Consider the following 11,537-nt stretch of genomic DNA (forward strand, 5'->3'; position numbering starts at 1 on the left):
TGACAGAAACAAGCGACAGAAGTTAATAGCTAAAGTAGATAGCAACGAAGAAACTTAAAAAATATTATCAGATATTTTCCAAATTCAGTTAGTGCGTAGAAATACGTATTAACGCCCAAATTTGCTTGGTAACCATAGCGTTTTGGACCCACCTGACCCCATGCCGAACTCAGTAGTGAAACGAAACAGCGCCGATGATAGTGTAGCATTTGCTATGTGAAAGTAGGACATTGCCAGGNACAACGTTGATAGGCAGGATGTGGAAGTGGTGTGAGCCATTAAGCTAACCTGTACTAATTACCCGTGAGGCTTAACCATACAACGCCAAACGCGTTTTATGTGACAGAAACAAGCGACAGAAGTTAATAGCTAAAGTAGATAGCAACGAAGAAACTTAAAAAATATTATCAGATATTTTCCAGATTTAGTTGGTACGTAGGAATACGGACTAACACCTAATTTGCTTGGTAACCATAGCGTTTTGGACCCACCTGACCCCATGCCGAACTCAGTAGTGAAACGAAACAGCGCCGATGATAGTGTAGCATTTGCTATGTGAAAGTAGGACATTGCCAGGCTCCAAATAAGAGAAAGCCGCTTCAGAAATGAAGCGGCTTTTTTGCTGTCTGGGGTTTAGTAAACGCCAAGATCCCATGCCGAACTCAGTAGTGAAACAAAACAGCTCGAAGGCGAGCCCCGGCCAACGATAGTATCCCATTTGCTATGTGAAAGTAGGACATTGCCAGGCTCCAAATACGAGAAAGCCGCTTCAGAAATGAAGCGGCTTTTTTGCGTCTGAAGGAAAGTGAAAATATTAGCTATCAGCTATCAGCCGTCAGCTGCACAGCGTCAACCTGTACTTCGTAGCGTGGGTTGAGTATCACGAAACCCACGGGAAAAAGAACGCGACGACCACCTCAGTGCACAGTGAATCCCATTAAAAAACATTAAGAGTATTTAGCTATGTGACTCTCCACCGCTGAGGGCACCACGACATCGCAGGCTCCAAATAAGAGAAAGCCCGATTCGAAAGAGCCGGGCTTTTTTGCGTGTGAAGGAAAGTAATATTCAGCATTTTCTTCTCTAAAGCGTAGCGTCTCCTAAGCGAAGCGCCTCATTGTGACCGTATTTTTGTTATATAACACAAGCGGATACACGTTTATCCATCCTCAAACTAGATCACTTAATTATGTGAATTGGTATTATTGGTTTTGCTTTAGTTTGCTGAGGGCTTAGCTTATTCTCAAGCGTAGCGCCTTGAGTTTGTTATAAGACGGTTTGACTATCTATATATATTTTGTTTTGAGTTACGCTGTGTGTACAGCTCGTAACTTAGGTTGTAGCTAGTTAACCTGAGCTGCACATAATAAATGGAACTAAATGCCCTTGCGGTGATCAGATCTTTCGACCAAGAAACATAAGATTACCGAGGCAAGGGCATGAATAACTTAGATGCAATTTACGTAGATGTCGATGATTTTTGTTTATTGTTTGAGCCTCAATGGCTTAAACACCTAATAGAATCAGGTGAAAAGCAACGCATTAAGCCATCTCGACTATCCTCTAGCGAAGTGATGACTATATTAATTGCTTTTCATCAATCAGGTTATCGCGATTTTAAAACTTACTACACCAAATTTGTTTGTCAGTATTGGCGACATTATTTTCCTGATTTAGTCAGTTATACACGTATGTTGAAGTTACTTCAGGCCACGTTACCTGCTCTGTGTAGCTATCTGAAGCAGCGCTTTGATAAACAAACAGGCATTGCATTTATCGATTCCACTTCTCTCAAGGTCTGTCACAACATGCGTATTCCTCGCCACCAAGTTTTTGCGGGAGAAGCCAAACGAGGCAAAGGAACAATGGGCTGGTTTTATGGCTTTAAACTTCACCTCATCATGAATGATGAAGGTGGTTTATTAGCTGTAAAAGTGACAGCTGGGAATGTTGATGATAGACAGCCGGTATTAGATATGGTCGATAATGTTACAGGTAGTTTATACGCTGATAAAGGTTATGTATCTGCATACTTAGAAGCGGAACTTGCTGAGCAAGGCATTGATTTTATTGCAGATCAACGAAGTAATATGAAGCGTCAGCCAATATCATCTTGGGATAGAGCGATGTTACCAAAGCGTTTCATCATTGAAACAGTTTTCGACCAGCTGAAAAATATGGCTCAAATAGACCACACAAGGTACCGAAGCTGCATCTCATTTATGGTTAATTTAATGGCTGGATTAATTGCCTATACTTTTCAGACTAAAAAGCCGAGTATAAAAGTGACTCGGCTTTAATTCTTATGCAGATCTGAGGTTAGTTATACAAGCAGGTTTAGATTGTTAAAAGCTCATTGATATATTATTTGTCATTAGCTCATAGTGTACTTAAATCGTTTCGTTTTAATGAGCCACCTAAAAAGGCCCAAGGCAAATAATAAAGCTGTGGCTACACCTGATAAAACCCACAGAATTCGTAATGGCTGATCGCCAATGCTGCCATTGTGTAGCGGATGCAACCAGTTTTTAAATTTACTGGCAACGCTCATCTTATCTATATTAAAAACGCTTATGAGCTCTCCTGTGTTTGCATTTACTTGCACATAACTGTGAGGAAAGCGATAAGAGGGATCGCTTTTGGTTTTGAACCTAAAGCGATATACCGCATTGTAATTTGACGGTGTTTCTACCCATGCTAAGCGTGTATATGGCATAGCCTTTTGTGCTGTACTAAGTGCTGCTGATAAAGAAATACTGCGCTGGGGTTTTACTATTGCGCTGTCAGGTTTATCTATATTTCCAAGTAGGGCTGTTATTAAAGGATCGGTTTGCTTTGGTATTGCCAGCATTATACCGGTTGCTGTTAATAGGATTAAAGGCAGAGCAAAAATTAAACCAAGCAACTTGTGCCAGTCGTATAACAAGCCCAGTAAAGAGCTGCGCGCTTTAAACTTTAATGACTTAGTCCATTGCCCTTTTTTAGGCCACCAAGCGTATAGGCCTGATATGAGGAGTATAAGGCTACCTATTCCTACATAGCCTATAACGATTGTACCAGTGCTACCTGCAAGTAACGAAAAGTGTACGTTATAAACCCAGGTAACAAAGTAGTTACCCCACACATCCTCACGTAATATATGACTGCCATCAGGGGTTAGCCAAACCATAAGTGGTGCAAAAGTGTGATTCACTGTTTCGTTTTGGTTGTAATATCTTGCCGGAATATAATTTTTATCTTTGGTGCTTTCTAAACGCCACGAGCCTTGTTTATCTGGGTAGTGAGTTTTTAACGTTTGATATGCGGTATCCCAGCTTAAAGACTTCGCAGTTTCTGTACTTAAATTATTTATATTTTCATCTAGTTCGGGGTAATAAACGAGTATAGAACCTGTTAGAGCGATGAGTGCGAGTACACCTCCAATTGATAAGCCTAGGTATAAATGTACACGTCTTGCTATTTTTCGCCATGAAGCATTAAAACGCATAAAAGAGTGACCATTAAAAATATGCAGTGTAAGGAGGGCGTATTGTATCTTTGTTTAATAGAAAAGAACTGCGACAAAATGTCGCAGCAATAAAATTAGCTTGGCAAACAAAAACGCCAGCTTTATAGGCTGGCGTTTAAATCAGGCTCGGTAATTAATTATGCTTTTGGGCCTGCATTTTTTATATCATCAGATACATCGTATTTAGCAAAGTTTTCAGTGAAGTCAGCGGCAAGTTTTGCTGCATATTCATTATATTTAGCTTTATCTTCCCATGTATTAATTGGGTTAAGTAGCTTGCTATCCACACCTGGGACTTCAACTGGTACGTCCAGGTTTAATACATCGATATGCTGAGTTTCTACATTGGCTAACTTACCAGATACGATTGCATCTATTACAGCGCGGGTAGTTGGAATATCAAAACGCTCACCAGTACCGTATGGGCCGCCTGTCCAGCCTGTATTAACAAGGTAAACCTTTGCGCCAAATTCGCGTACACGCTTCATAAGCAGCTCAGCGTAAACACCTGCAGGACGAGGGAAGAACGGGGCGCCAAAACACGTTGAGAATGTAGATTCTATATCGCTAGTTGAGCCAATCTCTGTAGAGCCTACTTTAGCTGTGTAACCACTTAAAAAGTGAAAAGCAGCGGCTTCTTCACTAAGTACTGAAACCGGCGGTAAAACACCGCTTACATCACAGGTTAAAAATACAACAGCTTTTGGCTCGCCAGCGCGGTTTTCAACTTTGCGCTTTTCTACGTGCTCTAGCGGGTAAGCTGCACGGCTATTTTGCGTTAAGCTTGTATCGTTAAAGTCAGGTGTGCGTGTTTCATCAAGTACAACGTTTTCTAAAATTGTACCAAAGCGAATTGCATTCCAAATTACTGGCTCATTTTTTTGTGAGAGGTCGATACACTTTGCGTAACAGCCGCCTTCGATATTAAATACGCTTCCTGGTGCCCAACCGTGTTCGTCGTCACCAATCAAAAAGCGTGTTGGATCGGCCGATAACGTTGTTTTACCTGTACCCGATAATCCAAAGAATAGTGCTGTATCACCCGCTTCTCCTACGTTAGCAGAGCAGTGCATTGGTAATACACCTTTTGCTGGAAGAAGAAAGTTTTGAACGGAGAACATCGATTTTTTCATTTCACCGGCATAACGCATACCTGCAAGTAACACTTTGCGTTGAGCAAAGTTAATAATAACCGTGCCGTCGCTGTTGGTGCCATCACGCTGTGGGTCACAAACAAACGAAGGCACATTCATTACCTGCCATTGGGGTAAATCAGATGCATTATAGTTTTTAGGCTCAATAAACATGTTTTTAGCAAAAATATGGTGCCACGCTGTTTCTGTAGTAACAACTACAGGTAGATAGTGCTCAGGGTCTGCGCCAACTTCTAGGTGAGAGGTGAAGTGGTCATTACTTTGCACATGTGCTTCTACGCGAGCCCATAAAGCGTCAAATTTGTCATCATCGAATGGGCGGTTTACATTACCCCATTGGATATCATCTTGCGTTGTTGCTTCTTTTACAATGAAGCGATCTTTAGGAGAGCGCCCAGTGCGCTTGCCTGTAATTGCAACAAAGGCTCCATTTGCGGCTAGTGTCCCTTCGCCACGACGAATCGCGTGCTCGACAAGTTCAGCTGCGGTTAAATCGACAAAACGTGTTGCGCTTGTAGTCATGTTTATACCTAACTATGTGTGAGAGTTTGAACGGGATAGCTCTGGGTTCTTAGTCCCCTTAAGCTGAAATTATAGTAACAGAAGGATTTGAGATATTCGAGCCTGTAAAGGCCCTAAAAACACATATATTTGCTAAAAAACATGAATAATTTCAATGATACCGGTGTCAGTAAATTAGCAAAATTCATGACACCGGTATCATCATTTTATAATATAAAACCGCATATTTTGCGGCTTTATATTTGATTATGAGGTGGGAGGTTAATTAAAAATATTTTTAATATCTTGTTCATCAAAAACATATTCTTTTAAGCAATAGTGACAGCTAATATTCACTGTGCCATTTTCTGCAACGTCGTCAAGTAACTCTTGCTGACCTACATTTACTAACGCGGCGATAGTTTTGTCTCGGCTACAGCCACATTTAAATGTAATAGCTTGTGGGTCAAATACGCGCGGGTTATCTTCGTGATATAAGCGCGTTAATACAGTATTAGCATCAAGCTCTAATAGCTCTTCGCGTTTAATTGTATCGCTTAGCGCTTCTAAATGAGTAAAGTCATCTATTGACTTTTGTTTATCTACTGGCAGTACTTGTAAAAACAAGCCACACGCTTTCGCTTTACCTTCTGTTGTATCAGTTGCAAACCAAAGGCGTGTTTTTAACTGTTCTGATTGCTCAAAGTAGCTTTCGATACACTCACTTAATGTATTGTGCTCAAGAGGTACTATGCCTTGGTAACGCTCCCCTTTAGTTGGGGTAATAGTAATTACCATGTAGCCTTTGCCTACAAGCTCTTTAACTGTTGAGCCGCTAACCTCGCTTTGCATGCGGGCAATACCACGCATGTTTTGCTTATCATCACCGTTAATTACAGCGTACTTAACAGGGCCATCGCCTTGTAGCTGAACGGCTATTTCACCTTCAAATTTCAAGGTTGCAGTTAATAAACATGTTGCAACGAGTAATTCACCTAATAGTGCTTTAACTGGCTCAGGGTAATTGTGATTAGCTATCATCTCGTTGTAGGCGTGTTCAATTTGAACGAGTTCGCCACGAACATCGAGTTTGTCGAATAAATAACGGTGAAGTAAATCTTGTTGCATGAGCGGCTATACCTAACTTGATTTCATTTTTAAAAGTTCGCGCCTTTGCTTTTTATCGGGCTTTTTATCCGGATGAGGAGCAAAGAAGCTGTTATTTTTGCGTGCGATGGCGTTTTCTTCGCGTTTTGCAATACTTGCATCAGTTTCTTGATACAAGGTCTGTGCTATGGGGGCGCTTTGGCGTTTTTCAAGCACTTTAAGCACGTTGATAAGTTTTTCATCAACACCTTGAGCAAGCTTTATGGTTGCGCCAACCTCCACAATTTTACTCGCTTTAGTACGTTGTCCATTATAATGCACTTTGCCGCCTTGCACCATTTCGCGTGCCAGTGCACGGGTTTTGTAAAAGCGCGCGGCCCATAACCATTTATCTAATCGAACTTTTGGCTCACTACTGTGGTCTGAATCGGCATTAGTGTTATTTTTTTTACTCATTAGGCTTCTTCAATCGACTATTTATATATCGCAAAATTTATCATGAAATCATCGTAGGATGAAGGTATTACGGCGCATGCTGTTTTTTTAATCAACATTACATTGTTATATTAATCTGTTTACAAAGTTTAATATTAGTGTGCTTGTTGAATGAAAAATGAAAGGGTACTATGGGTACGCGCTTATGCAGTAAATTAAAATAAGAACATTATTATGGAACAGCAAATTCAACAGCTTAAACAATTTTTAACACGGCTACCCCATGCTAAATTAAGCGCAGTAGTTACGCTGTTAGTTGTTGTTTATCTTGCTTATTTACTTTCAAAGTTAGTGTGGCTGGTGTGGCCGCAGCCGGTCTCTACACCGCTTACTCCATCTCACTATTCAGCCGGATCAAAGGCTACTAGTACTACCTCAGTGCAAAATATTATAGAGCAGTTTTTATTTGGTAAAAAAACTGTAACAAATAAAACTAATACTGCGCAGCAAAACGAAGTCATTAATAATGCGCCAGAAACTCGCTTGAGTATTAACTTAACGGGTATTGTTGCTGTAAGTAACGACGACCAAGCAGGCATTGCTATTATTGAGTCACAAGGGCGACAAGTAAGTTACTTAGTTGAGGAGGTTGTACAAGGGACTCGTGCAGAAGTTGCACAAATACTCCCCGATCGCGTTATTTTAAGTGTAAACGGCCGATATGAAACGCTCATGCTAGATGGTCTCGACTTTACTAAAAAAGTGTCTATGCCTGTGTTAGCTGCCCGTGAAGAACAAGATATGGGGCCGCAAAAAATAGAGCAAAGCGAGCTTCTGATTAACGCAACCGCTAACCCTGATGTAAAAGAAGCAATAATAGAAACACGAGAAGAGCTACTTAACGAGCCAGGTAAGTTATTTGATTACATTCGTGTTTCACAAGCAATGAGCGATGGTGAACTAATTGGCTATCGTTTAAGCCCAGGTAAAGAGCCTGCTCTATTTAAACAAATGGGCCTACAGAATAATGATTTAGCCGTGGCTATAAACGGTTACCAATTAACAGATTTACAACAGGCAATGGCAGCAATTAATGAGCTGCGTAACACCAGCGATGCCTCAATCACGATAGAACGTGATGGTGAGCAAATCGATGTGCAATTTAGCCTGCAATAACTTAGCTTTGGAGTTTTAACATAATGGTTCAGGTGCTACACCTCAAAAAAATTAAAAAAGGGTTAGCTAAGTACGCAGCGCTTTTTTTAGCAGCCAGTATTTCGTTGTCGGTTTCAGCTGTTGAATATGCTGCAAACTTTAAAGGCACAGATATCAACGAGTTTATAAACATTGTTGGTAAAAACCTTAATAAAACAGTGATCATTGACCCAAATGTGCGCGGTAAAGTAAACGTACGCAGTTATGAGTTAATGGATGAAGCGCTGTACTACCAATTTTTCTTAAATGTACTCGAAGTGTATGGCTACTCAGCAGTAGAAATGGACAACGGTATCATCAAGATTGAAAAAAGCTCTGACGCTAAAAAATCAAATGTACCGCTAATTACCGAAAACAGCGCTGCATCGGGCGATATGATGATCACCCGTGTGGTACGCGTTAAAAATGTAAGTGTTCAAGAACTTGGTCCATTAGTGCGCCAGTTTAGCGATCAAAAAGACGGTGGCCATGTAGCTAACTTTAATGCTGCAAACGTCATGATGCTTACAGGGCATGCAGCGTCGGTTAACCGCTTAGTTGAAATTATTCGCTCGGTGGATCAAGCCGGTGACAAGCGTGTAGATATTGTTAAGCTTAAATATGCAACGGCAGACGATGTAGTATCGGTTGTTGAAAATATTTACAAAGACAGCGGCAAAGGCAGCGTACCAGAATTTTTGATCCCTAAGGTGGTTGCTGATGGCCGTACAAATAGCGTAATTGTAAGCGGTGAAGGGCAAGCCCGTACCCGTGCTATAGAGCTCATTAAGCGCCTAGATGGCGAACTTGAAAGCCAAGGCAATACCAAAGTATTTTACTTAAACTACGCCAAAGCAGAAGATTTAGTAAAAGTACTACAAGGGGTAAGTAAAACGCTTGCAGAAGATGGCCAAGGCACAAGTAAAACTCGTACAAACAATAAAAACGATGCCAGTATTGAAGCTCATCCAGATTCAAACTCGCTAGTTATTACCGCCCAGCCCGATACCATGCGCTCATTAGAGACCGTAATTGATAGGCTCGATATTCGCCGCGCACAAGTACTTGTAGAGGCCATAATTGTTGAAGTAATGGAATCAGATGGCGTTAACTTAGGTACCCAATGGATTTCAGAAGATGGCGGTATGCTGCAGTTTAATAATGGCTCAACAGTACCGGTAGGCTCATTAGCGGTTGCCGGTATTCAAGCGCAAGACACCACAACCACACAAACCATAATAGGTACAGAAACCGGTAATGTTACCAGCTATGATGAAACGACCGAAGGTGACTACACTGCACTTGCTTCATTGCTAAGTGGTGTGAATGGCTTGGCGTTCGGTTTAGTTAAAAACGACTGGGGTGCCATTATTCAAGCTGTTTCAACCGACACCAACTCAAATATTTTGGCTACGCCTTCTATTACGACCATGGATAACGAAGAAGCGTCGATGATAGTGGGTCAAGAAGTGCCTATTATTACTGGTTCGCAAACAGGTAGTAATAACGATAACCCATTTCAGACCATAGAACGCCAAGAAGTGGGTGTAAAACTAAAAGTAACCCCACAAATTAACGATGGCTCAGCAGTACAATTATTAATTGAACAAGAGGTATCGAGTGTTAGCGGTGCAACAGCTGTTGATATTTCTGTCAATAAACGCGCAATTACCACAACCGTTATGGCTGATGATGGCGGTATGGTTGTGTTAGGCGGCTTAATTGATGAAGACGTACAAGAAAGTGTGTCTAAGGTACCAATTTTAGGTGATATACCAATTTTAGGTCACTTATTTAAGTCAACTAATACGACCAAACGAAAACGTAATCTTATTGTATTTATTCGCCCGACGATTATCCGAGATGGCGTTAATATGAATAAGTTAAGCTTTAATAAGTATAACTTTATCCGTGGCGAGCAAATGAAAGAAAAAGAAGATGGTATAGAACTTATGCCAAATTCAGATGTTCCTTTACTTCCATCTTGGGATGATGAGCTTATTCTGCCACCAACTTATGAAGAGCACTTAAAAGCATTAAGCTCTAAAGAACGTGCAGAGCGTGAAGATGACTAGCGCAATAGAACAAATAAACGAAGACGTGGTTCATCGTAGTGATGAACCACGAACTGAGGAGTTACTTACAAGTAACGATTTAGTTGAGTTACCTCCAAAGCGTTTACCTTTTTCGTATGCGCGCAGAGCGGGTGTACTGCTTAGTAAAAATAATGAACAGCAAGTTGTGTATTATCGCGGCGAGCTAGATGTTGAAGTATTGCTAGAAGTGCGTCGCATTGCAGGTAAAGGCTTTACCCTCGAGCAATTAGCTGACGATAAATTTGAGTTACTATTAGAGGCTGCGTATCAGCGCGATAGCTCTGAAGCACAACAAATGATGGAAGATATTGGTAATGAGGTCGATTTATTCTCCCTTGCCGATGAGCTCCCACAAACCGAAGATTTATTAGCCGGCGATGATGATGCGCCTATCATCAAACTAATCAACGCCATGTTAAGCGAAGCTATTAAAGAAGGTGCATCCGATATACATATCGAAACCTTTGAGCAAGAGCTTGTGATTCGCTTTAGGGTTGATGGCGTATTAAAAGAAGTGCTTAAACCTAATCGTAAGCTTGCCTCGTTATTAGTATCGCGTATTAAGGTAATGGCGAAACTAGATATAGCAGAAAAACGTATACCGCAAGATGGTCGTATCAGCCTGCGTATTGCAGGGCGTGCAGTAGATGTACGTGTATCTACCATGCCATCTAGCTTTGGTGAGCGTGTAGTACTGCGTTTACTTGATAAAAACAATGCCCGCTTAAACCTTGAAGATTTAGGCATGACGCCGAAAAACCGAGAGTTGTTTGCTGATTTAATTAGTAAACCACACGGTATTATTTTGGTTACTGGACCAACGGGCTCTGGTAAAAGTACCACCTTGTACGCCGGTATGAGCCAAATAAACTCTCGCGATCGTAATATTTTAACCGTAGAAGACCCAATAGAGTACGAAATTCCAGGGATTGGCCAAACGCAAGTAAATACCAAAGTAGATATGACCTTTGCCCGCGGGCTTCGTGCAATATTACGTCAAGATCCCGATGTAGTAATGGTCGGTGAAATACGTGACCTTGAAACCGCGCAAATTGGCGTGCAAGCATCGCTTACAGGTCACTTAGTGATGTCTACGCTACATACCAATACCGCCTCGGGCGCAATTACCCGTATGGAAGACATGGGTGTAGAGCCATTCTTACTTTCATCGTCATTGTTAGGCGTGCTGTCGCAGCGCTTAGTACGTACTTTATGTAATAGCTGTAAAGAAGGTCACACGGCCGATGAACGTGAGTGTGAGCTGCTAGGTGTACCTTTTGATAGCGCACCTACAATTTACCGTGCAGTAGGGTGTGAAGAGTGTAACTTTAATGGTTACCGCGGCCGTACCGGTATTCATGAATTACTGGTGGTTGATGAAGAAATACGCGAAATGATCCACAGCGGTAAAGGCGAGCAAAGTGTTGAAAAATACATTCGCCAAAAAAGTCCAAGTATACGCCAAGATGGCTGTAGCCGTGTACTGGCAGGCAAAACAACCCTTGAAGAAATTCTACGCGTTACCCGTGAGGAAGCCTAACC

General features: G+C 41.5%; 8 protein-coding genes and 2 rRNA genes. 6 read left to right on the forward strand and 4 right to left on the reverse strand.

What is annotated here, in order from left to right; genetic code table 11:
- Positions 1-124: 124 nt before the first annotated feature.
- From rrf (WDB87_RS04945) to WDB87_RS04955, 3 genes are all read left to right on the forward strand, one after another.
- Positions 125-239, forward strand: a 5S ribosomal RNA gene (gene rrf / locus WDB87_RS04945).
- A 224-nt stretch (positions 240-463) separates the two neighbouring features.
- Positions 464-578: ribosomal RNA gene (gene rrf, locus WDB87_RS04950) — 5S ribosomal RNA — on the forward strand.
- A gap of 861 nt (positions 579-1,439) precedes the next feature.
- Entirely contained in the window at positions 1,440-2,300 is an 861-nt protein-coding gene (locus tag WDB87_RS04955; protein ID WP_337849249.1) for an IS982 family transposase, read from the forward strand.
- Positions 2,301-2,374: 74 nt separating this feature from the next.
- Here WDB87_RS04955 and WDB87_RS04960 read toward each other — a convergent pair whose 3' ends face one another.
- The 4 genes from WDB87_RS04960 to hslR form a co-directional block, all read right to left on the reverse strand.
- Positions 2,375-3,487 carry a PepSY-associated TM helix domain-containing protein gene (locus WDB87_RS04960; RefSeq protein WP_286245486.1) on the reverse strand — a complete coding sequence of 371 codons (1,113 nt, stop codon included), beginning with the start codon at positions 3,485-3,487 and terminating at the stop codon, positions 2,375-2,377.
- 158 nt (positions 3,488-3,645) lie between these two features.
- On the reverse strand, positions 3,646-5,184 hold the full coding sequence (locus tag WDB87_RS04965) for a phosphoenolpyruvate carboxykinase (RefSeq protein ID WP_337849250.1): 1,539 nt from the start codon (positions 5,182-5,184) through the stop codon (positions 3,646-3,648).
- A 261-nt stretch (positions 5,185-5,445) separates the two neighbouring features.
- A complete protein-coding gene (gene hslO / locus WDB87_RS04970) occupies positions 5,446-6,291 on the reverse strand; it encodes an Hsp33 family molecular chaperone HslO (RefSeq protein WP_337849251.1) in 846 nt (281 codons plus the stop codon).
- A gap of 12 nt (positions 6,292-6,303) precedes the next feature.
- Positions 6,304-6,726, reverse strand: coding sequence for a ribosome-associated heat shock protein Hsp15 (gene hslR, locus WDB87_RS04975; protein ID WP_286245484.1), 423 nt, complete (start codon positions 6,724-6,726; stop codon positions 6,304-6,306).
- A gap of 213 nt (positions 6,727-6,939) precedes the next feature.
- On the opposite strand from hslR, the gene gspC reads away from it, so the two are divergent.
- Genes gspC through gspE form a run of 3 tightly spaced genes read left to right on the forward strand, consistent with a single transcriptional unit; the run spans position 6,940 to position 11,535 of the window.
- A complete protein-coding gene (gene gspC / locus WDB87_RS04980) occupies positions 6,940-7,881 on the forward strand; it encodes a type II secretion system protein GspC (RefSeq protein ID WP_337849252.1) in 942 nt (313 codons plus the stop codon).
- 23 nt (positions 7,882-7,904) lie between these two features.
- The gene (gspD, locus tag WDB87_RS04985; protein ID WP_055016762.1) at positions 7,905-9,974 is read left to right on the forward strand and encodes a type II secretion system secretin GspD; all 2,070 of its coding nucleotides are present in this window, start codon (positions 7,905-7,907) and stop codon (positions 9,972-9,974) included.
- On the forward strand, positions 9,967-11,535 hold the full coding sequence (gene gspE / locus WDB87_RS04990; RefSeq protein WP_337849253.1) for a type II secretion system ATPase GspE: 1,569 nt from the start codon (positions 9,967-9,969) through the stop codon (positions 11,533-11,535). Before gspD ends, gspE begins: the two co-directional genes overlap by 8 nt.
- Positions 11,536-11,537 lie beyond the last annotated feature (2 nt).

It is taken from the genome of Pseudoalteromonas sp. C12FD-1, assembly GCF_037414265.1.
Taxonomy (GTDB): Bacteria; Pseudomonadota; Gammaproteobacteria; order Enterobacterales; family Alteromonadaceae; genus Pseudoalteromonas.

Coding starts and splice junctions, on each gene's coding strand:
- WDB87_RS04955 (WP_337849249.1), top strand. CDS start 1,440: ATGAATAACTTAGATGCAATTTACGTAGATGTCGATGATTTTTGTTTA.
- WDB87_RS04960 (WP_286245486.1), bottom strand. CDS start 3,487: ATGCGTTTTAATGCTTCATGGCGAAAAATAGCAAGACGTGTACATTTA.
- WDB87_RS04965 (WP_337849250.1), bottom strand. CDS start 5,184: ATGACTACAAGCGCAACACGTTTTGTCGATTTAACCGCAGCTGAACTT.
- hslO (WP_337849251.1), bottom strand. CDS start 6,291: ATGCAACAAGATTTACTTCACCGTTATTTATTCGACAAACTCGATGTT.
- hslR (WP_286245484.1), bottom strand. CDS start 6,726: ATGAGTAAAAAAAATAACACTAATGCCGATTCAGACCACAGTAGTGAG.
- gspC (WP_337849252.1), top strand. CDS start 6,940: ATGGAACAGCAAATTCAACAGCTTAAACAATTTTTAACACGGCTACCC.
- gspD (WP_055016762.1), top strand. CDS start 7,905: ATGGTTCAGGTGCTACACCTCAAAAAAATTAAAAAAGGGTTAGCTAAG.
- gspE (WP_337849253.1), top strand. CDS start 9,967: ATGACTAGCGCAATAGAACAAATAAACGAAGACGTGGTTCATCGTAGT.